At 46.1% G+C, this 21,078-nt stretch carries 17 protein-coding genes and 1 riboswitch; of the genes, 13 read left to right on the top strand and 4 right to left on the bottom strand.

From position 1 onward, the window contains the following. Window positions 1-27 precede the first annotated feature (27 nt). A riboswitch (TPP riboswitch) is annotated at window positions 28-136 on the top strand. A gap of 84 nt (window positions 137-220) precedes the next feature. From thiS to thiH, 7 genes are all read left to right on the top strand, one after another. Then, window positions 221-424 (top strand): sulfur carrier protein ThiS, encoded by a 204-nt coding sequence (gene thiS / locus K1Y79_RS16650; RefSeq protein WP_220251296.1) that lies wholly within the window; start codon window positions 221-223, stop codon window positions 422-424. A gap of 151 nt (window positions 425-575) precedes the next feature. Next, a complete protein-coding gene (gene thiC, locus K1Y79_RS16655) occupies window positions 576-2,405 on the top strand; it encodes a phosphomethylpyrimidine synthase ThiC (RefSeq protein ID WP_220251297.1) in 1,830 nt (609 codons plus the stop codon). Further along, window positions 2,405-3,016 carry a thiamine phosphate synthase gene (locus K1Y79_RS16660; RefSeq protein WP_220251298.1) on the top strand — a complete coding sequence of 204 codons (612 nt, stop codon included), beginning with the start codon at window positions 2,405-2,407 and terminating at the stop codon, window positions 3,014-3,016. The genes thiC and K1Y79_RS16660 overlap by 1 nt, the downstream gene beginning before the upstream one ends. Beyond that, window positions 2,992-3,768, top strand: coding sequence for a hydroxymethylpyrimidine/phosphomethylpyrimidine kinase (locus K1Y79_RS16665; RefSeq protein ID WP_220251299.1), 777 nt, complete (start codon window positions 2,992-2,994; stop codon window positions 3,766-3,768). Before K1Y79_RS16660 ends, K1Y79_RS16665 begins: the two co-directional genes overlap by 25 nt. Then, window positions 3,765-4,379: a thiamine phosphate synthase gene (locus tag K1Y79_RS16670; RefSeq protein WP_220251300.1), complete on the top strand. Its 615-nt coding sequence runs from the start codon at window positions 3,765-3,767 to the stop codon at window positions 4,377-4,379. Before K1Y79_RS16665 ends, K1Y79_RS16670 begins: the two co-directional genes overlap by 4 nt. Continuing rightward, window positions 4,376-5,149, top strand: coding sequence for a thiazole synthase (locus tag K1Y79_RS16675; protein ID WP_220251301.1), 774 nt, complete (start codon window positions 4,376-4,378; stop codon window positions 5,147-5,149). Before K1Y79_RS16670 ends, K1Y79_RS16675 begins: the two co-directional genes overlap by 4 nt. Before the next feature lie 12 nt (window positions 5,150-5,161). Then, entirely contained in the window at window positions 5,162-6,271 is a 1,110-nt protein-coding gene (thiH, locus tag K1Y79_RS16680; protein WP_220251302.1) for a 2-iminoacetate synthase ThiH, read from the top strand. 198 nt (window positions 6,272-6,469) lie between these two features. On the opposite strand, the gene K1Y79_RS16685 is transcribed toward thiH, so the two are convergent. Then, complete coding sequence (locus K1Y79_RS16685) at window positions 6,470-6,931, bottom strand: PA2169 family four-helix-bundle protein (RefSeq protein WP_220251303.1); 462 nt, start codon at window positions 6,929-6,931, stop codon at window positions 6,470-6,472. Window positions 6,932-7,247: 316 nt separating this feature from the next. Between K1Y79_RS16685 and K1Y79_RS16690 the strand changes: the two genes are divergently transcribed. The 6 genes from K1Y79_RS16690 (at window position 7,248) to K1Y79_RS16715 (ending at window position 15,751) form a co-directional block, all read left to right on the top strand. Continuing rightward, window positions 7,248-7,400 (top strand): lmo0937 family membrane protein, encoded by a 153-nt coding sequence (locus K1Y79_RS16690; RefSeq protein WP_012788302.1) that lies wholly within the window; start codon window positions 7,248-7,250, stop codon window positions 7,398-7,400. A gap of 300 nt (window positions 7,401-7,700) precedes the next feature. Then, window positions 7,701-8,408 carry a ferritin-like domain-containing protein gene (locus K1Y79_RS16695; protein ID WP_220251304.1) on the top strand — a complete coding sequence of 236 codons (708 nt, stop codon included), beginning with the start codon at window positions 7,701-7,703 and terminating at the stop codon, window positions 8,406-8,408. 33 nt (window positions 8,409-8,441) lie between these two features. Next, complete coding sequence (locus tag K1Y79_RS16700) at window positions 8,442-9,266, top strand: ferritin-like domain-containing protein (RefSeq protein ID WP_220251305.1); 825 nt, start codon at window positions 8,442-8,444, stop codon at window positions 9,264-9,266. Between the two features lie 135 nt (window positions 9,267-9,401). Next, window positions 9,402-10,529, top strand: a complete 1,128-nt coding sequence (locus K1Y79_RS16705; RefSeq protein WP_236059675.1) for an esterase-like activity of phytase family protein — start codon at window positions 9,402-9,404, stop codon at window positions 10,527-10,529. A 467-nt stretch (window positions 10,530-10,996) separates the two neighbouring features. Beyond that, window positions 10,997-14,152, top strand: coding sequence for a SusC/RagA family TonB-linked outer membrane protein (locus K1Y79_RS16710; RefSeq protein WP_220251306.1), 3,156 nt, complete (start codon window positions 10,997-10,999; stop codon window positions 14,150-14,152). Window positions 14,153-14,182: 30 nt separating this feature from the next. After that, window positions 14,183-15,751 carry a RagB/SusD family nutrient uptake outer membrane protein gene (locus K1Y79_RS16715; protein ID WP_220251307.1) on the top strand — a complete coding sequence of 523 codons (1,569 nt, stop codon included), beginning with the start codon at window positions 14,183-14,185 and terminating at the stop codon, window positions 15,749-15,751. A gap of 149 nt (window positions 15,752-15,900) precedes the next feature. Here K1Y79_RS16715 and tmk read toward each other — a convergent pair whose 3' ends face one another. The 3 genes from tmk to K1Y79_RS16730 all read right to left on the bottom strand — a co-directional run bounded on the left by tmk (window position 15,901) and on the right by K1Y79_RS16730 (window position 20,726). Further along, a complete protein-coding gene (gene tmk, locus K1Y79_RS16720; protein ID WP_220251308.1) occupies window positions 15,901-16,587 on the bottom strand; it encodes a dTMP kinase in 687 nt (228 codons plus the stop codon). Window positions 16,588-16,622: 35 nt separating this feature from the next. Further along, on the bottom strand, window positions 16,623-19,499 hold the full coding sequence (locus tag K1Y79_RS16725; RefSeq protein ID WP_220251309.1) for a carboxypeptidase-like regulatory domain-containing protein: 2,877 nt from the start codon (window positions 19,497-19,499) through the stop codon (window positions 16,623-16,625). An 87-nt stretch (window positions 19,500-19,586) separates the two neighbouring features. Then, a complete protein-coding gene (locus K1Y79_RS16730; protein ID WP_220251310.1) occupies window positions 19,587-20,726 on the bottom strand; it encodes a helix-turn-helix domain-containing protein in 1,140 nt (379 codons plus the stop codon). Window positions 20,727-21,078 lie beyond the last annotated feature (352 nt).

Raw genomic sequence — 21,078 nt, forward strand, 5'->3', positions numbered from 1 at the left:
AGTAGTTTAACAATTTTAACTACCTTTAAGGCACTTTAGGGGTGTTTCCCGGAACAATATATAACCGGGAAGCTGAGATGAGACCCTCAGACCTGATGCAGTTCATACTGCCGTAGGAAAAAGTACCTGACACAGTGCTCACTGTACTTCAGGGAAACAAGCTGAATGCTCCATCATTTCCATCCTTAAAGTTTATTGTTTAACTAAATTCCTTGCAAACATGGAAGTGCTTGTAAACAATAAACTTTATGCGGTGCAGCCAGGAACAACTGTTGCTGCCCTCTTACAGTTTATTCAACTCCCATCAGAAAAAGGCGTTGCAATCGCCATTAACAGCCAGGTCATACCCAAAACCTCATGGCATGATCAGACCCTGCAGACTTCAGATAAGGTCACCATCATCCATGCGACTCAGGGAGGATAATTCCAGCTGACATATTGAATACAGAACGCTTTACAAATGGATATTACAGCCATAAGGGCCATTCTATGTCCATAAGTAACCACTATGTTCATTTGCCTGCTGTCTTAAGGATACTTCAATACTATTACTCACTGTAAATCATTGTCTGATTATGCATTCCATTTCCCGTACGCCATTTCCTGGCTCCAGAAAAATTTATGTAGATGGCGTTGCCATGAGAGAGATCACGCTGACTCCTACACGCCTGCACGGTACAAAAGGAGAAGAAGTGCCCAACGCACCTGTTGTAATATATGATACCAGTGGCCCGTACACTGACCCTAATGTAGATATAGACGTACGCAAAGGCCTGCCGAGACTTAGGGAGTCCTGGATATTGGATCGCAATGACGTGGAAAAACTTCCTGGTATCACCTCTGCATATGGCAGACAGAGACTGGACGACAACCGGCTGGACGATTTACGCTTTTCCTATCAGCACTCGCCGTTAAGAGCTAAAACAGGGCATAATGTATCACAAATGCATTATGCAAAAAAAGGGATCATTACCCGGGAAATGGAATATATCGCCACCCGTGAAAACCAATGCGTAGAAAAGCTGTTTCAGGAAAATAATGCCCTATGGCAACAACACAAAGGACAGTCCTTTGGCGCAAATACACCTGTAAAGTTTATAACACCGGAATTTGTAAGGCAGGAGGTAGCTGCCGGACGTGCAATCATTCCCAATAACATTAATCACCCGGAAAGCGAGCCCATGATCATCGGTCGTAACTTCCTGGTTAAGATAAACGCTAATATTGGCAATTCCGCCGTTACGTCAAGTATAGAAGAAGAAGTAGAAAAAGCGGTATGGGCATGTCGCTGGGGAGCAGATACAATTATGGATCTCAGCACCGGTAAAAATATCCATGAAACAAGGGAATGGATTATTCGTAACTCTCCTGTACCCATTGGTACTGTACCTATCTACCAGGCGCTGGAAAAGGTGAATGGAAAGGCAGAGGAACTAACCTGGGATATTTTCCGGGATACGCTTATAGAACAGGCAGAACAAGGCGTAGACTACTTCACCATCCATGCGGGTGTATTGCTGCGCTATGTACCATTAACCGCTAAACGTACGACCGGTATTGTGTCACGCGGAGGCTCGATTATGGCTAAATGGTGCCTGGCACATCATAAGGAAAACTTCCTGTATACCAACTTTGAAGAGATTTGTGACATTATGAAAGCCTATGATGTAGCTTTTTCACTTGGTGATGGACTACGGCCTGGAAGCATCGCTGATGCGAATGACGCCGCACAATTTGCAGAGCTGGAAACACTCGGGGAACTCACCCATCATGCTTGGAAACATGATATTCAAACAATGATCGAAGGACCAGGCCATGTGCCGATGCACCTTATAAAGGCCAATATGGATAAGCAACTGGAGCATTGTAAAGAAGCACCTTTTTATACGCTTGGTCCGTTAACTACAGATATTGCTCCTGGCTACGACCACATTACATCTGCTATCGGAGCAGCTATGATCGGCTGGTTCGGTACCGCTATGCTGTGTTATGTTACGCCCAAAGAGCACCTCGGACTGCCTGATAAAGAGGACGTTAGACAGGGAGTGATTACTTATAAGATTGCTGCGCATGCTGCTGATCTGGCAAAAGGACATCCTGGTGCACAACATCGTGACAACGCATTAAGTAAGGCACGTTTTGAGTTCAGGTGGGAGGATCAATTCAACTTGTCGCTCGATCCAGAGACTGCCCGTTCCTATCATGATGAGACCCTGCCTGCAGAAGGAGCAAAGATTGCTCACTTTTGCTCTATGTGCGGACCACATTTCTGCTCTATGAAGATTACGCAGGAAGTACGGGATTATGCCGCTACGCAACAGATAGATGAGACACTGGCACTGGAAACTGGTATGGCAGAACAAGCAAATGCCTTCAAAGAACAGGGAGGGGCTATTTACTTCTAATGATACAGATTATCACACACAGCAGTTATCTGCCGAAAGAAACCATCTATTGGCAACAGCTACTGGATGAAGGAGCCGACTGCATACTGCTGCGCAAACCCGGATGGACAATTGCGGAGTATGAACAGCTGCTGCTGGAAGCGGATGCCACCTGTTATAATCAGCTTATTATAGCAGAACACGTTGAGCTCTGTGAGACGTATGGTTTGCAGGGAGTGCATTTCAGTGAAACCAGCAGTAGTCTTCTTCCTGTTGATAAGCTAGTGGAATACCGGCAACGGGATTGGAGACTCAGCACCAGCGTACATACAACTGCGGCGTTACAGACCGCAAGCGCTTACTGGGATCAGTTGCTGCTGGCACCAATATTTGACAGCATATCCAAACCAGCGCATTACAGTGCTTTTAGTGAAGATTTCCAACTGTCGAAAGGCAATTACACTGGTAACGTGCTGGCGTTAGGTGGAGTCGATCATACTACAGCACGCAAAGCCCGCAATATGCAGTTTGACGGGATTGCCCTTTTGGGCGCTATCTGGCAGGAACCAGCAGCCGCGGTAAGCAGGTTCCGTCAAATTAAAGATATATGGCACAACATCGGCCCTTCGTGATAAGCCTTGCAGGAATGGACCCTTCTGCGGGTGCAGGCCTGCTGGCTGATATAAAAACATTTGAAGCACTCGGCACCTATGGACTGGGTGTCTGTACTGCCCTTACCGTGCAGACAGATACCCGGTTCATTTCTGCCGAATGGCAATCTGCCGCTCAGATCATTGCCCAATTGAAGCCTTTGCTAGAGACATTCCCAGTGCAATACTGTAAGATTGGTATCATGAAAGATGCAGACACAATGCTGGAAGTGATAAGCACTATCACCTCCCTCAGACCAGGTATCAGGATCGTACTGGACCCGGTGCTGAAAGCCAGCGCAGGCTACACCTTTCATGACGATACCAGATTAAGCACCTGGAAAGCTGTTTTAGAACAAGTCTACCTGCTGACACCCAATTACCAGGAGGCCATGTTGCTGACCGGAGCAGTAGATGGCGAGGCCGCAGCAAAGAAACTAGCCTCGTATTGTGCAATACTGCTGAAAGGCGGGCACCGTTCGGACAAGCAAGGAATAGATACACTATATCTACCGGAGGGGGAAAGCGGCAAAAAACACCTGACAATTCTGGACATTCCTGCGGGTAAACAATCAGTCTTCCCTAAACACGGTTCCGGATGTGTACTCAGTGCTGCCATCACCGCCCAACTGGCAGCAGGGATGCCCTTACAAACAGCCTGTATTACGGCCAAGCTTTACACAGAAAAGTTTCTGGCCAGTCATTCATCATTATTAGGATATCATAACACATGATCAGCTCATTACATTACATATCGCAGCAAACGACGGCTGCCTCTCACCTGGAGAATATACAGTCAGCATGTGAAGCTGGCTGCAGGTGGATACAGCTCCGTATTAAGAATGAACCAGAGGAGACCGTGCTTCGCAGCGCGCTGGCAGCAAAAGCTATCTGCGCTGCCTATAATGCTACGCTTATCATCAATGATCATCCGCGCATTGCGGTGAAGGTAGGTGCGCATGGTGTACATGTAGGCAAGCAGGATATGACAGTGGCTGCAGCAAGAGCCATAACAGGCAGTAACTTCATTATTGGAGGAACAGCTAACACACTGGAAGACATCCTGACCCATGTAAAAGAAGGAGCCGACTACGTAGGAGTGGGCCCTTATCGTTTTACGAAGACGAAGGAGAAGCTTAGTCCGATACTCGGTCTGGAGGGTATTGCTGATATGATGCAAGCACTAAAGCAACGGAATATTCAGATTCCGGTTATTGCTATCGGGGGGATACTGGCAGCAGATGTACCTGCACTGATGCAGACCGGCATTCATGGTATTGCCGTAAGCGGACTTATTACCCATGGGGAAAACAAATCTCAAACAATATTATCAATTACAATATGAAACCTCTGGTAATAGCAGGACACACTTTTTCTTCCCGCCTGTTCACCGGCACAGGTAAATTCTCTTCTATGACAGTCATGGAAGAAGCGTTGTTGGAATCAGGCTCAGAACTGGTAACAGTCGCATTAAAACGGGTAGATGTGCACAATCACTCGGATGATATGCTACAGCATGTGCAACATCCACAATTAAAATTACTGCCGAATACGTCTGGGGTAAGGACGGCCAAAGAAGCCGTATACGCCGCACAACTGGCAAGGGAAGCACTGGAAACGAACTGGCTGAAGCTGGAGATCCATCCGGATCCGAGGTATTTGCTGCCAGACCCCATAGAGACATTAAAAGCAGCAGAAGAGCTGGTAAAGCTTGGCTTTGTGGTACTGCCTTATGTGCATGCAGATCCGGTATTGTGTAAAAGACTGGAAGAAGCAGGTACAGCAGCTGTGATGCCGCTGGGTGCACCAATTGGCAGCAATAAAGGGCTAAAGACACTCGACTTCCTTGAAATCATTATCGAACAAAGTAATATTCCGGTAATTGTGGATGCAGGTATTGGCAGTCCTTCGGATGCAGCCAAAGCGATGGAAATAGGCGCGGATGCAGTACTGGTCAATACAGCCATTGCTGTGGCCAAAGATCCGGTATTGATGGCAAGAGCTTTCAGATTGGGTGTGATAGCAGGCAGACAGGCCTACGAAGCAGGACTTGCACCGGTACTTCAGGAAGCAGCAGCATCCAGTCCATTAATCGGTTTCCTTGACGAAGTTTAAAAGAAGCGTAAGATGTCAGGTTTCAGAAACATATTTGACCAGCATGACTGGGACGCGGTAAAAGCGTCTATTTATGCTAAAACGTCCCGTGATGTGGAGGCCGCTCTTGCAGCAGGCAGGCGTACATTGGAAGATTTCAAAGCGCTGATATCACCGGCAGCGGCTCCGTATCTGGAGCAGATGGCGCAACTGAGCAGGAAACTCACCCAGCAGCGTTTTGGTAATACTATGCAGTTGTATATACCGCTTTATTTAAGCAATGAATGTCAAAATATCTGTACCTATTGCGGTTTCAGCCTGGACAATAAAATTGCCAGAAAGACACTTAGCAGGGATGAGATACTCAGGGAGGTGGCAGTAATTAAAGCTATGGGGTATGAACACGTTTTACTGGTGACAGGAGAGGCCAATCAGACGGTAGGCTTGGATTATTTCCGTGAGGCGATGCAGGTGATACGGCCACACTTTGCCAACATCTCTATGGAGGTGCAACCTATGGATGAAGCAGAGTATGCAACACTTAAGCAGGATGGTCTGCATGGGGTATTGGTATACCAGGAAACGTATCACCATGCTGACTATAAGCTTCATCATCCGAAAGGCAAGAAATCCAACTTCTACTACCGGCTGGATACCCCGGACAGACTAGGCAGGGCAGGAGTGCATAAGATTGGGCTTGGCGTACTGATCGGGCTGGAAGACTGGCGCACTGACAGCTTTTTTACGGCATTACATCTGCAATATCTGGAAAGAACATACTGGCAGACAAAGTATAGCATCTCATTTCCGAGGCTACGGCCATGTTCAGGAGGCTTACCACCCAAGGTGGAGATGAATGACCGGGAGCTGGTACAACTGATCTGTGCTTACCGGATATTGGACCAGGAAGTCGAATTAAGCCTTTCTACGCGTGAAACACCCTGCTTCCGGGACAATGTTATCAAACTGGGTATTACAGCGCTTAGTGCGGGTTCTAAAACGAATCCTGGAGGGTATGCCACCGACCTGTCGTCACTGGAGCAATTTGAAATATCAGACGAGCGTAGTCCGGAGCATATCAGTGGCATGTTAAGATCACAAGGGTATGAGCCTGTGTGGAAGGACTGGGATGAAGGATATTAACAGCATAATATAACCAAGTCAGCCCCGCATTTCCGCGGGGCTGCGAATTTTACCTAAATCCATTACTGAAATTTGTTACTTATGGAGATAAGTAGCCGCTTAATCTTACATTTCAAATGTAAGCCGCTCATAATGAACAACCTAGGTGATGTCTATTTTGAACAAAAAGAACAAGGTTGTGCAAAATGAACAAACCCACTAATGAGCAACTTTCTCCAATTCCCTATAAGTTCTCACTGTATCATGTGAACTTCTGAGTGCACCTTTTTGATTGGCGATCAGTTCACGCACACTGTAAGGCATCGGGATACTGGAACGTAGTATTTCCTCGTAGGTCCGCTGGGCGGCGCCTTCTCCATACTCACAAGAGGAGAGGATGGAATGACGATCCGGGCCGGAAAAGGTAGCCTTGACATCCATCCAGGTTCTATAGATTCTTCCATAGATAGAGGATTGCATAGTTGCACCTTCTCCATTTGTCAGTAATAGCATGTTCAGTTGATCTATATATGAATTACTTTCATCTGCCATTCTTTGAAACAATGCTTTGAGGTCTGCATCATCGGTCTGATCAATTGCTTTTCTATATCCTTCCACACGGTCGCGGTTAATTCTAACCAGGTCATTCAGGGCTTCCAACAATTTTTCATTGAGTTGCATGATAGTAAATTTTAAATTAATGCGATGTTGACTAATATATATGTAAAGTAAGAAGTTCAAAAATATGACCAGATCTGCGGTTTCAGACGGGGCTTGACTCGTAGCCGGATCTCATGTATTGTTTGACGTAGAATCTACCCTGGCTGGGGAATACGTTCCACATAGAAAATCACTCTTTTTAGAATGGTACACATTGCTTATATAAGGGGCCTCTCCTCGCAAACACTTGTAAATAGAAGGATTTCATTCCTCATCGTGTTGTTAACATGATCTGGCATAAATTTTCTACTTACAATTTTAACCAAATCTTTTTGATATGAACGGCTTACTTTATTTAATCGCAGTTATTCTAATTATCGGATGGGTTCTGGGTGCGTTTGTTTACTCCGCTGGTGGTCTTATACATGCACTGCTAGTATTGGCGATCATTGCTATTCTTGTAAATATCATACGCGGCCGGGCTGTTTAAGTCAGGCAAACCGAACTCCATTGTGTGAAAGGTAATCAATCGTACTGAAGAGAAACTTACACTCTGACAGCACGATTGGTTACCTTATTTTTTTAGTAAAAAGCTCTACTGGTCATAATTTCAGGAGAATAAATAATTAGTAAAAATCAAAAACCAGAACGGATTATCCCCCGTATATCAAATCAGAAGCACTTGCGATTAATCCGGAAAAATATCCACGTGTTTCAGCTATCGCGTAGCTTTCTTTTCTTTTCTATTTGTTAGTAGGTGTAAATTTTCGTTCACTTTAAATCTCATCTTATGTTAATACGGAAAACCCGCTCCGTAACCAGTGATGGTAAGGAGGAAGGTATTGCCATGCCTAATGTACATCGCCGTGCTTTCCTTAAATACGCTGGTATGGGCGCGGCCATTCTTACCGCAGGATCTATCGCAAGCTGTAGCAGCGATGAGGATGGCGGTATGGTTGACGAAGGCGTAAGCCTGGGCACCGGTGACGTATCTGTGTTGAACTATGCCTATGCATTGGAACAACTGGAAGCAGCCTTCTATACGCAGGTAGTAGCCACTCCTTACTCCGGCATTTCAGATGTTGAACTGACATTGCTCACAGACATACGTAATCATGAAATAGCTCATCGTGAATTTTTCAAGAAAGCTCTTGCAAGCGGAGCTATCCCCAATCTTACAGTAGACTTTTCCTCAATCAATTTCTCAAGCAGAGACGCAGTATTAGGCGCTGCCAAGACTTTTGAAGATCTTGGCGTAGCTGCTTACAATGGTGCGGGAAAATTTATCAAAACGGCCGAATACCTGGTACTTGCCGGTAAGATAGTATCTGTGGAGGCACGCCATGCAGCACTCATCAGAGACCTTATCAGCAATGGTTCATTTGCTTCAGATGCAGATGCCCAGGGCCTCGATTTTGTTAAAACGCCACAGGAAGTCTTTGCGGCAGCAGGCGCGTATATCAAAACTAAAGTTAATACCAATACGCTTCCTAAGTAACACGCGCATTCCTCATTGTAAAAACTGATCACTATGAATCTGCAAAACATCTTTAACGAGATAGAGAAAATAGACCCCGAAATAAACGAGCGTCTTGACACCCGCAGAGATGCGATGAAACAATTCAGGAATATTGGCCGTGTGCTTGCTCTTTCTGCCCTTCCCATTGCATTGGGTAGTATGCTGAAGAAAGCCTATGGTCGTACTCCCGCAGATGTGCTGGGCGTATTAAACTATGCGCTTACGCTGGAATATCTGGAAGCTGAATATTATTCAACTGCAATTACCAGAACTTCCCTCTTTCCCAATGCTGCATCCTTAGGCGCATTTACAACCATCGCTAATCACGAGAATGCCCACGTAACATTACTGAAAAGCGCAATCACCGGCGCTGGCGGTACTCCTGTTACTAAGCCAACCTTCGACTTCACTGGCGGAAGCTTAAACCTCAAACCTTTTCAGGATTACCCAACACTCCTGATCTTAGCTCAGGCGTTTGAAGATACCGGTGTAAGGGCATATAAAGGTAAAGCAACTGTATTGATGGAGAATCCGGCGGTATTAACTGTCGCCCTGCAGATCCACTCTATAGAAGCACGCCACGCAGCACACATCCGTTATATGCGCAGAAATCTGACATCTGCTCCACAGCCTGCACTGAAGCCGTGGATCACTAATGCAGAAAATAACGTTCCTGCTATTCAGCCTGTATACGCCGGCGAAGACAACCAGGTACAGGCAGGGGTAACCATCACCGGTATTGCCAGTCAGGTAGATAAAGCAGCGGCTACCGAAGCCTTTGACGAGTTCCTGACAGAAGACCAGGTACTGGATATCGCAAGCTTATTCATTAAGTAATAAAGTATCTTAACCGTTCAATATCAAAGAGAAAAGTAATCACACAAATGGTGTTACTGAGGAATCCTCCTGCTCAAGCTGGAGGGTTCCTTGTTTTCATTCGCTACTTTTGCACATAGGCAAAAACATGCGTATATGAGAAGATTACTGCTGATGGCGGTTTTACTAAGTGGTTGCACCACTGCCAGGAAAACGACCGGCAATGAAACAACACCTGCCGTTTCATCACTGCGGCTACTGCATAAATATGTTGTACCACACGACCAACCTTTTGACGGAACTACTATCGGAGGACTATCCGGTATTGACTACGATACTGCCCGCAAGATATACTACCTTATATGTGATGACAGATCTGAGAAACAGCCTGCCAGGTTTTATACTGCACGAATACCTGTACCCGGAAATGCAACAGACAGTGTACAATTTACCAGTGTCACCTATTTAAAGGCCCGTGATGGAAACGTATTCCCTCCCGACAAACATTTTGCGCCTGATCCCGAGGCGATGAGGTACAACCCACATACAGGAAAACTTATATGGAGCAGTGAAGGTGAGCGGATTATTTCTAACAAAGGCAATATCCTAAATGATCCGGGTATATTTGAGATTGACAGCTCCGGACGTCTCCTGGATAGCTTTCCTATACCTGAGCAGTTTCATATGCGCGTTACAGATAACGGCCCCAGACGTAACGGCGTATTCGAGGGACTGGGATTTACTGCCAACGGGCGTTACATGTTTGTTAGCCTGGAGGAACCCCGCTATGAAGACGGTCCCAAAGCCGGACTAGCTGATACAACCGCTTATATCAGGCTGATCAAATATGACTTGACTACCAGAAAGCCAGTTGCACAATATGCCTATAAGCTCGATCCGGTTGCATACAAGCCCGTACCAGACACTGCCTTTCGTGTAAATGGTATTTCGGATATACTGGTACTGTCTGAACAGAAGTTGTTGGTTATGGAGCGGTCTTTCTCCACCGGTGTAAAGAACAACACCATCAAAGTCTTTATAGCCGAACTCCAACATGCAACCAATGTTGACAACACTGTATCCCTGCAAACAACACAAAACTTTATACCTGTAAAGAAATCATTACTACTAAACTTCGAGCGCCTCAATACTTATGTTGACAATGTAGAAGGTATGACTTTCGGACCTGTACTACCTAACGGAAATAGAAGTATGGTATTCGTAGCTGATAACAACTTTGACAGTAAAGAAGAAACACAGTTTTTTATCTTTGAGGTAGAGTAGAAGGATACTATTTTATCAAACATTTATAACTAAACAGGAAAGTACGCCAAAATGCTACTTTCCTGTTTTCTTTTTTACAGATCTGTGATCTTTTATTGATGTTAGTAATAGAAAAATCCGCCGCCAATGCAGTACCAGTATAGCTCCGGATAAGAAAAAGTTTTTTGCAAAAACGTTTTACTTTACTTAAAAAATATTCTACTTTTAACAGGAAGTTACCATACTTTAGGAGCCGTAATCATATTTTAAACTAACTATTGACGTAAACCAAAATTCCGAACGCGTTAAAAGAGTCATCAATTTATTTACTGTTAGCTTTTCTTTTATCCACGGATATCGATCAGCATTAATTTTATCATTACTGAGCCACGTAAAATAATGATGTAATGTCAATACACTGATCCAGGTCGCATATGCAGGAAGTTCCTGTATGTGCATGCTAATCTATTCTCTAAAACCTCCAAAATATGAAATCCAAATTCACACGTTTCATGAGAATCGCTGTGCAGGGAACATTGGCATTGCTAATGACTTTGCAGGCATTCTCCCAAAGCCGGAAAGTAACCGGTAGAGTTCTGGATAACCGGGATAACTCTCCTCTCCCCGGGGTATCTGTTCAAGTTAAAGGCACAGCTAACGGTACTCAGACAAAAGCAGATGGTACGTATAGCATAGACGCTGCACAGGGTAGCACATTGGTGTTCTCTTTCATTGGCTACCTGAGCCAGGAAAAACCTGTCGCCGATGCAAATAATATTAACGTCAGTTTGTCTTCCGATGTAAAGTCCCTACAGGACGTTGTCGTGGTGGGTTACGGTACACAGCGCCGTTCCGACCTTACCGGCGCGGTAGCATCTGTAAAAACAGCGCAACTGGAAGAAAGACCTGCCGCTTCTGTCAATCAGGCACTGGCAGGCAGGATTCCAGGGGTACAGGTAAATACTAACTCCGGCCGGCCAGGAGGGCAGACGAACGTACGCATCCGCGGTTTCAGCTCTATCAATACTACTAATAACCCGCTATATGTAATAGACGGAGTGGTTATCCCTGTAGGTGTTCAGACGCAGAACAGTAACGCAATTGATTTCCTCAACCCTAATGAGATCGCTTCTGTGGAAGTACTGAAAGATGCTTCTTCCACTGCCATCTATGGAGCCAGAGGTGCTAACGGTGTTATTCTTGTAACAACCAAAAGAGGTAACGCCAGCGGCAGCCGCGTCACCTACGATGCTGGCCTGGCCTATAACATTGTCGGCCCTCGCAGAGTAGAAATGCTGAATGCACGGGAATACATGCAGGTAGAAGACCTGGCCTGGAAAAACGCAGAAATCTACGATCCGGAAGGTTGGGCGAAAGGCGACTATATCTCCAGAGATCCTAAGCTAAAAAGAACCAATCCACTCTTGTTCGACAGCAATGGCAACCCGCTATACGATACTGACTGGTTCAAAGAATCTGTGCAAAAAAAGGTATCCCATAGCCATCAGCTAGGCTTTACCGGTGGGGATGAAAACAGCCAGTTCGGACTCTTCCTGGGCTATAGAGATGATCAGGGCCTGCTGCTCAATTCTTACCTCAAACGTTACTCTGCCCGTTTCACCTTTGACAGCCAAATGAAGTCATGGCTAAAGGTAGGAGGCTCACTGGGCTATACCAACCAGGACGAAAACCTGGTAGATATCGGTACCGGTGGACTGAACGCTGTGCGTATGATTACCGAAGGATTACCATTCCTGCCTGTTAAAATGCCGGACGGTACCTACAGTAATAACAAAATGTATCCGGGCGCGGAAGGCGGTTCTAACCCTGTACATATTCTCACTGACCGTAAATACATGCTCCAGACACAAAACGTACTGGGTAACGCTTATGCTACTATCACACTTGCCAAAGGACTCGAGTTCCGCAGTGTTGTAGGCGCTAATATCGTAACCCGTGGCAGAAATGAATGGAACGGACGTTCACTGCTGGATATCTCTGCTACCCAGAAGGGTATAGCAATCACAGCCAATGACAGAGAAACATACTGGTCATTTGAAAACTACCTCACTTATAATAAGCGCTTTAACGACCTGCACTCCATCAATGCAATAGCAGGGGTGGGCTGGCAAAAGGATAACCTCTTCGGCTTCAACCTGCGCGCAGAGAACTTCTCCACCGACTACTTCCAGAACAACAATATGGGTGCAGGTGGACTGATCCCATCTTCAGGTGCAGGCTCCCGTAAACTTGGCTTTGCCTTCAACTCTTACTTCGGTAGGGTCAACTATGGCTTCAAAGATAAGTACTACGTAACCTTCACAGGCCGCGCAGATGGTTCCTCCAAATTTGGTCCCAATAACAAGTATGCGTTCTTCCCATCAGGAGCTTTGGCATGGCGCGTATCTGAAGAGCCATTCCTGAAGAACAATACAACTATCTCCACTCTGAAACTGCGTACCAGCTATGGTCTGACTGGTAACTCAGAGATTGATCCGTACAACTACCTGCCGTCGCTTGCTGCAAGTAACGATTTCGCATTCCCACTGAACGGGCAGAAAGTACAGGGTGTTGGTACCAACAGGTTAGGTAATGATGACCTGAAATGGGAAAAAACGGCTCAGTATGACTTTGGTCTCGAACTGGGGCTGTTTAAAAACAGGATCTCCCTGGAAGCGGATATCTACTACAGGAAGACTACCGACATGCTGCTGGAAGCGCCTGTACCAGGAAGCAGTGGCTATCCTAACATCCGGAAGAACATTGGTTCCATGGAGAACAAAGGTTTGGAACTTGGCATTAACAGCGTGAATATTGAAAATAAAGACTTCTCCTGGACTACCACCTTCAACGTCTCTTTCAACAAGAATAAAGTACTGTCTCTGGCGTCTCCTGCCGACATCTTTGGTGTGGGTGGACCCAACTTCACCAACCAGACTAACATCATCCGTGTGGGTGAACCGGTTGGTTCCTTCTGGGGACTGGTACGTGAAGGTACCTGGAGCACAAAAGAAGCAGCCCAGGCTGCCCTGTTCAAAGACTACCGTGGTGGTAAGCCTATCCTGCCCGGTGATATCAAGTACCGCGACGTAAATGGCGACAACGCTATTAACGATGCTGACCGTATGATCATCGGTAATGGTAACCCTGACTTCTGGGGAGGCTTCTTCAACACCTTCAAATACAGAAATCTGGACCTGACTATCGAATTGCAGTTTGTATATGGCAATGATGTACTGAATATGACTCACCACTCCGGTGAAGACCGTACAGGCCTGGCAAACAGCTTCAAATCAGTACTGAACTACTGGACAGAAGATCACCAGAATACGGATATCGCTGCACCACGTAACCCGGCAGCAGGCTATGTTACCAACGTAGATACCCGTTGGGTAGAAGATGGTTCTTTCCTCCGTGGCCGTAACCTGGCCCTGGGGTATAACTTCTCTCCTGAAAAACTGAAACGCCTGCATCTCTCCAAACTGAGACTATATGCATCTGTTCAGAACTTCTTCCTGGCTACCAAGTTCAGTGGAAATGATCCGGAAGTAAGTACCTACTCCCAGCCATTTGCCCAGGGTCAGACCTTCTTTGATTATCCGAAACCTACTACGTTCCAGCTGGGCGCAAACGTAGCATTCTAGTCAACATTCATCCAGAAAAAAGAGATGCTCATGAAGAACTACATTAAAAAAACCGCATTCAGTATATTACTCGGAGGTAGCCTGTTTATGACCGGCTGTTCCAACTTCCTGGAAGACCAGGATCCATCCAACCTGTCTCCTGACAACTTCTATACGCTCCCTGAACATGCTGATGCTGCTGTATTCGCAGCCTATGCACGCGCCCGTTTTATCGCTGCCGGAGCCGGTATATTCTCTAACAACTTCCAGATGCTGGATGCTCCTACCGGCACTGCTACTACTGCCACTCCTCAAAACTCTGACCTTAACAACCTGTTAGGTCTGGTATATGACGGGGATAACCTGCATGTAAGACAATGGTGGAACGGAGCCTACAGGGTGATTGCCCAGGCCAACCTCGCCCTGGAGAAAATACCCGGTATCAACCCAATGGATGAAGCTCAGAAAAAGAGAACCCTGGGTGAAGCCAGCTTTATGCGGGCCTGGGCGTACTTTTATATCGTAAGATTATGGGGTGATGCGCCGCTGATACTTACTCCACAAACTGCCAATTCTCCGGACTTTTATCCAAACCGTACCAAGGTAGAAGATATTTATACCCAGATAGTTACGGATCTGAAGGCGGCGGAAGCCTCCGGACTGCCATGGATGGATGCTTCAGGCAGGGTAGGACAAGCCGCTATCAAAACAGAGCTGGCAAAGGTATACTTGACCATGGCCGGCGCACCATTGAATAAAGGCACTGAGTATTATAAGCTGGCTGCTGATAAGGCTAAGGAAGTAATAGACTATTCTGCTGCCAATCCGACGATGGTAAACCTCTTTACCAACTACAACGACCTGCATTCGGTAACGCAGAATAACCGGGTGGAACACCTCTTTGAGGTACAGTACCTGGCTGATATTGAAGGTAATCCGCTGCAGACCATTATGCTTCCTAACAACTCACTTGCCAAGAACGTATCTGCTTTTGGCAGCGGTGTTGGTAGCTCTGTGCCTACGGCGTCTTTCTATAACTCATACAAAAAGTATGAACCAACCGATAAGCGTACGGATGAACAACAGTTCTTCTTTACCTCTTATTACGAAAACGGTAATGGTGCGCCTTTCCCACTAGGCGGACCCTACATCTTTAAACATTTTGATGCGGAAGGCCATGGTAGTGTTGGCAAAGCCGGTACCGGCAGAAGTAACCTGAACCTAATGCAGATCCGTTTTGCAGAAACCCTGCTGATTTATGCAGAAGCACAGAACAAAGCAGACGGTGCACCTAATGCGCTTGCCTATGAGTCCCTGAACCGTGTACGCGGCAGAGCCAATCTGACTGCTTTACAGGGACTTACGCCTGCTGCTTTCGAGCTGGCTGTATGGCGCGAACGCTGGCATGAATTTGCCTATGAAGGCATTATCTGGTTTGATATGGTGAGACTGAGAAAGGTATATAACGAAGATACCAATGGCTTCGACAACTTTACCGGTCACGTCAACAAAAACTCTGGTGCTACACTGGCAGAAAAACACCTGCTGTTTCCATTACCGATCCAGGAAATGAGAAATAACCCTAATCTGAGGCCTCAGAATCCAGGTTACGGCTCATAAGCCTGTAAGTAGATATTAAAAGGGAAAGGGAGGCTCAAATGAGCCTCCCTTTCCCTTTTAACGGCATCTATCTTATCAAAGCACCACAGCCTCACTAACTACCTGCATCCAGGATAAGTGAGAGGTGGATGTAATTGACAGATGTTCCCTTATTTACTGATATTATGGATGATCGCTGCGTGGATATCTTCAACAGTACGCATGTTGCTATCCTGATCACAACAAACAATCTTTGTAATAGTAGGATCTGTATCTGCCAGTATATCATACTCCTGCTTCACTGCCAGCTGAAGAGAAAAGTCCTTTTCATGTATATCCTCTTTTCCCTTCAGATACTGCCTGTCATTAGCCGCACGCCGCTGGGTCAGCGCCTTTTTTGTAAACGAAAATGGCACATCCAGGTATACTGAAAGATCCGGCCTTGGAATACCATTGTACTCATATTCAAACATATTGATCCATTCCCGCAGCGCCTGTTTTTCTTCTTCAGTTTTCAGCTTTGCACACTGGTAGGCTATATTAGACAAAACATACCGGTCTACCAGTACTACGTATCCATTAGCCAGCCATTCATTGATAGTATGTGAAAATGCCTTTCTGTCTTCTGCAAATAACAAAGCGACAAGTTGCGGATGCACATCTTTCACCTCTCCAAATTCCCCCCGCAGGAATTTTGCAATCAATTCTCCAAACACCCCTTCCTGTACAATTGGGAAGTGTACAAACCTTGTTTCTATTCCCTGGTTACTATAAAACTGTCTGAGTAGATCAATCTGCGTAGACTTACCTGCGCCGTCCAGTCCTTCGATGGCTATAAACCTGCTGTTGTTTTGCATTAAAATCAGTTGAAGCTATCCGGCAAAGATACCACTTATTCAACGAACGAGGTTTCCCCTGAGCTGGTATCCGCTACATCAATATAAAAGTGCGCTTCATCCACTTCAAAATCATCAGCATGCATATTCTTCAATGTCATCGTCTTCCAGGTGGTAGCCGGACGAATAAAGGCCATCCTGCCAGCAGCCGTTGTTACTCTGACCGGCATATTAAAAGCAGGAACATCTGCCTTCCAGCGGTAACGTACTATCAGATCTTTACCCTGCTGCTGTAATGCGTACTCCAACCGGGGAAGATGGACATGCTTCAGATACTGGTTGAAGAAAGGCGTGTAGTCCTGCTTTGTAAACCGGCATATATAGCTGACAAGACTATCTGAAGACAACGTTTGATAACGGTAATGCTGCTGGATGCCCCTTAGCAGGTCAAACCATAAAACATCGTTTTGTAATACCTGTCTGAAGGTATGCAGCATCAAGCTTCCCTTCCCATACATATCCCCGATCTCATAATAGATATGATTCACATCGTACTCGCCTATTACCGGCTCTTTGTTGAAAACACCGCTTCTCTGGTCATTCAGGAATATTGTTGCCGTCTCTTTACCCAACATCTGCTCAATGACCAAAGCCTCTGCATAAGTTGCAAATGCCTCATGTATCCACATATCCGCTATATCCCGGCAACTGATCGCATTGCCCCACCACTCATGCGCAGACTCATGCCAGACCAGGGCGGGATACTGCATATTAATATCCTTTCTCAGCTTACCGATACACACGCCACTCTGATGCTCCATCGGGTAGGGGCTCTCTACCAGCGTAAATCCATCTCTGCGAAAAGCATAAGGTCCGAAGTTCTTCTCAAAACAAGCCAGCATTGTCTTTACCTGGGCTTTGAGCTGCTGGAATAGCGGCTTATTATACGGCATGATATAGTAGTCAATAGTCAGGCTGTCTGCACCCACATATAAATCCGTCTCATGCAGGTACTTTCCGAAACAGAAACTTACATTATAGTTATTGATCGGGTAACTAACCTGCCACTCAAACCGGTTCTGGCCATTACCAACAGATACCTTGCGCAGCAAACGCCCGTTTGATACCTCTGTAAAGCCTTCCGGCAAAGTCACGCAGATACGCATACTGTCCGGCTCGTCAGATAGGTGATCTTTACATGGCCACCACAAGCTGGCACCAGATCCCTGGCAGACCATCTGCACCCAAGGGTTTCCTGCTTCGTCTTTGTCCCATATCAGGCCACCGTTCATCGGTATACTTTTATCGGGGACCTGTGGAATGCCTTCGTAATAAATTGTCATCTCTCCGGTACTACCAGCAGCCTGCATTGCCGGAAAAGAAACATATACAGCATCGTACTCTCTTGTATATGACAAGGGCTTACCATTATACAGGATACGTTCTATCCGCATATTGGCATACAGGTCTATCTGCATCCTGTCAAAGGGTTCCAATACCTTATACCTGATCAGATTGCTGCCGGATAACCGGCGCTGGCTGGTATCTATGGTTACATCGAGGTAGTAAAACTTCACGTCATAGCAGGAGCGAAGCGGGGAGAGCTGCCCTCTGAGTGTATCGGCCCGCGTAAAACCATGCTGGCGGTTAGACACGCGCTTCAGCGGAGCAACTGCTACCTGCGGCACGGTCTTCAGCGTATCGGGCAGGTCCGGCTGAATGATGTTATAATGCTCCCAGAAAGCAGGATCGTAACTATTGCTAACCTGATAGTTCATAGAAGAGCGAGCATCAGCCACGCCTGTCTGGAATTGCCGTACACTGTCTTTGCTTACATCCGTAACCAGCAAGCTAAAATCGCCGGACCAGGGTACTTCCCGGAGATTTCTCTTCCTGCTGTCAATAGCCACCTCCCAATGCCGTTGTACGGTATGCAGATAATACTTGCCCTTATATGCCTTATAAGAAAGTACTGTTCTTATTGCAGTAAACTTCAGGGTAGCGCCAACTACTTTTGACATAATAATATATGCTATCCCACCCTTGCCATGCCTGTTAATGTACTCATTACCCCGGGAACTGGTTTCCATATCTAACCTGACGATAGCATAGGTAGCTTCATCTATATAAATGCGGCCTTGTAAAATAGCCTTCCTGTGATTTCCCCTGGGTAATACCTGGATAACCAACAACTTACGGCCACCTTCTGTGATAGTCTCCAAGAGGGAATATTGATAGTAACGATAGTTCTGAGGCCGGAGAAGACTGTTCTTTACGTCGTGGTATTTAATGATATCTTCTGACAATGAACTGTAAGCCGTGTTCAGAATATTACCTATCCAGTTGTAGAACTGCGGATCATTATTCGGGGGAGAGGGCCTTCTTCTTCCTTTTAAGATGCGTACCTGGTCTCTATACGTTTTGTCCCTGCGGAAAGTCTTAAAGATATCCAATACCGACTCATTATAGTTCAGGGTATCATGATTGAAGTGAATGTTCTCCCTGTAAAAGGCAGTCATCCTGGTATCTGTTGTATCATAATTCTGCGGAATGAGGGCAACTGCTTTCCTGATAATATCCAGTCCGTCGGGTATATACACAGCTACCTCCGGCAAGGCAATAATGGCAGGTTCGAGACCGATATTAACAAACTCACTATTTCCCGAAAAAGACCTGACCACAGTCCGATACCCTATACAGGATATCAGGATACTGTCTGCAACTAAGTGGGTAGGTATTTTAAAGGTAAAGTTCCCCAGGGTATTTGTCATAGTGCCGGAATGCCCGTTCTTCAGTTGAATGTTGGCGGCGGGGATAGGACGATGGCTGGTAGCGTCTGTGATAGTCCCGGAAAACACAATGAACGGGTCCTGGCAAAACACGGGTTTAGTGAACAGGAGTAAACAGACAACAAATAAAATTCGTGGGTACATGGCTTCTTTTTTACCAGCAAAAGAAGCGGTTAATCTGGCTGCTGTCCACTCAAATCCGGATTTGATCAGTATTTAATCCATTCATTTTCAGCTTTTAATCACTTTGCCGGGGTTGTTCATATATTCCCGGGGAGACATCCCGGTATTATTCCGGAAGGCACGTTGAAAAGTAGGAAGGGAGTTAAAGCCCGACTCCAGCGCCAGGCTCAGAATGGTGAACTGTTCCTGCCGGGACTCGGCAATTTTCTGTTTAAAGGCCGCTATTCTATATTCATTCACGAACTCATTAAAGCTCTTCTGCAGATGTTGATTCAACACTGCAGAGATAGTTTTCTGGGGAAGTCCGGTATACCGGGCCACGATAGACAGGTTCAATTCGGGGTTCAGGTAAAGCTGGTCCTGTTCCATAGCATTTACCAGTAGAAATACTGCCTCGCTAACAACTGATGCAGCAATAGGTTGGGTAACTGCAGGACTTTTAACAACCGGCATTTCTCCGGCGGCTGTCAGCATATATCCTTTGATGCCCAGATAATAGGTCAATATCACCATCGGAATATACACCGGGTACCAGTCAACCTTATCCAGCAGCCAATCAGTATAACGAGGTATTACATATGGTACGAGGTATACCAGCCATATGAGCTGGAACACCAGAAATACCTTCAGAAATTGCCGGATCCACTGCAAATGTTGCTGGTTGCTGATAGGGGTGGCAACCATGTACCGATAAGAAAAGTAGACATACAAGGTCATTGATAACCAACGTAGTATATCTGAATATACATTGTAGGTATCAATAAAAGTCACCCAGGGCTGCGGCCGCCTGTCCAGCACTCCAGTCACAATGCCGGCTACGTAGATGACTGCCGCCAGCTGGGGCACCATATCAATAATGATTGGACAGAAATGCAGGCGGTGTTGGCGGGTCACTACAAATGCCGGATCCAGGGTACTTCTTACATAAAAATATATCAGCGGACCAATAGGCATTATTATTATCAGAGGTACAAAATTCAACAGAAATCCGACGAGGGGTACCGACCCCACCCAGCTGGCATAGTTTAGGTACAGGTTAAGGCAAGCCGTTGCTATGAGCAGGATCACCAGCGCCAACAGTCGATCTCTTGCCGGCCGTTTTCGGGCAAAGAACAGCAGTCCGCTCATGATGAAGCCTTGCAGCGCGCCAAGTGATAACATGGTACTGAATATTCCGGAGAAGTTCATCGGGTTAATTTGAACACCCTGAAGTTACATCACACCCTATGATCCCGCAATATATTTTTCTGTTGATAAAGGGATGAATTGCTGATGTGCGTCGGTGTATATTCCCGATCCTTTGGCATGCGTCTTATGATGGGCGGCATCGCTACATATGCTGCAGGAGATGATTACACAAAAGGATATAACCAAGCTGGTGTATTTGCGCAATAGCGAACCGTACAATTAAGCAATGATGCGTTCAGATATCCTGGACTATGCTTGGAGGTCGCTTGGAGGTCGCTTGGACTACCCTTGGACTACCCTTGTTCGTAGCTTGTTCAAAGACGCTGCTTTGCGACAGCGATCACACTGTAAT

The sequence above is a fragment of the Chitinophaga rhizophila genome (assembly GCF_019492185.1).
GTDB classification, from domain to species: domain Bacteria; phylum Bacteroidota; class Bacteroidia; order Chitinophagales; family Chitinophagaceae; genus Chitinophaga; species Chitinophaga rhizophila.

Coding starts and splice junctions, on each gene's coding strand:
- thiS (WP_220251296.1), top strand. CDS start 221: ATGGAAGTGCTTGTAAACAATAAACTTTATGCGGTGCAGCCAGGAACA.
- thiC (WP_220251297.1), top strand. CDS start 576: ATGCATTCCATTTCCCGTACGCCATTTCCTGGCTCCAGAAAAATTTAT.
- K1Y79_RS16660 (WP_220251298.1), top strand. CDS start 2,405: ATGATACAGATTATCACACACAGCAGTTATCTGCCGAAAGAAACCATC.
- K1Y79_RS16665 (WP_220251299.1), top strand. CDS start 2,992: ATGGCACAACATCGGCCCTTCGTGATAAGCCTTGCAGGAATGGACCCT.
- K1Y79_RS16670 (WP_220251300.1), top strand. CDS start 3,765: ATGATCAGCTCATTACATTACATATCGCAGCAAACGACGGCTGCCTCT.
- K1Y79_RS16675 (WP_220251301.1), top strand. CDS start 4,376: ATGAAACCTCTGGTAATAGCAGGACACACTTTTTCTTCCCGCCTGTTC.
- thiH (WP_220251302.1), top strand. CDS start 5,162: ATGTCAGGTTTCAGAAACATATTTGACCAGCATGACTGGGACGCGGTA.
- K1Y79_RS16685 (WP_220251303.1), bottom strand. CDS start 6,931: ATGCAACTCAATGAAAAATTGTTGGAAGCCCTGAATGACCTGGTTAGA.
- K1Y79_RS16690 (WP_012788302.1), top strand. CDS start 7,248: ATGAACGGCTTACTTTATTTAATCGCAGTTATTCTAATTATCGGATGG.
- K1Y79_RS16695 (WP_220251304.1), top strand. CDS start 7,701: ATGTTAATACGGAAAACCCGCTCCGTAACCAGTGATGGTAAGGAGGAA.
- K1Y79_RS16700 (WP_220251305.1), top strand. CDS start 8,442: ATGAATCTGCAAAACATCTTTAACGAGATAGAGAAAATAGACCCCGAA.
- K1Y79_RS16705 (WP_236059675.1), top strand. CDS start 9,402: ATGAGAAGATTACTGCTGATGGCGGTTTTACTAAGTGGTTGCACCACT.
- K1Y79_RS16710 (WP_220251306.1), top strand. CDS start 10,997: ATGAAATCCAAATTCACACGTTTCATGAGAATCGCTGTGCAGGGAACA.
- K1Y79_RS16715 (WP_220251307.1), top strand. CDS start 14,183: ATGAAGAACTACATTAAAAAAACCGCATTCAGTATATTACTCGGAGGT.
- tmk (WP_220251308.1), bottom strand. CDS start 16,587: ATGCAAAACAACAGCAGGTTTATAGCCATCGAAGGACTGGACGGCGCA.
- K1Y79_RS16725 (WP_220251309.1), bottom strand. CDS start 19,499: ATGTACCCACGAATTTTATTTGTTGTCTGTTTACTCCTGTTCACTAAA.
- K1Y79_RS16730 (WP_220251310.1), bottom strand. CDS start 20,726: ATGAACTTCTCCGGAATATTCAGTACCATGTTATCACTTGGCGCGCTG.